This window comes from Bacillus sp. SIMBA_008, assembly GCF_046535495.1.
Lineage (GTDB): Bacteria > Bacillota > Bacilli > Bacillales > Bacillaceae > Bacillus > Bacillus subtilis.
On the sequence record NZ_JAWRWL010000957.1, the window covers coordinates 1 to 249 of the forward strand.

Annotated in this window: 1 protein-coding gene; it reads left to right on the forward strand. The window is 41.8% G+C overall.

Annotated features, from left to right (window positions below):
- Window positions 1-249, forward strand: a 249-nt coding sequence (locus SB658_RS26210; protein ID WP_410603413.1) for an IMPACT family protein, incomplete at both ends; no start/stop codon positions are given.

Here is a 249-nt window from a genome sequence, read left to right on the forward strand (position 1 = left end):
TATTTGATTGGCGAACAAGATCAAATCCAAAAAGCAAATGATGATGGAGAACCTAGCGGCACAGCTGGCGTACCTATGTTAGAGGTACTAAAAAAACGCGGTTTAAAAGATACCGTCGTTGTCGTTACACGTTATTTTGGTGGCATTAAACTTGGCGCAGGTGGATTAATTCGCGCATATGGAAAATGTACAAGCGAAGGCATTAATCATGTCGGTGTTGTTCAGCGAAAACTAATGCGTGTTATGCAG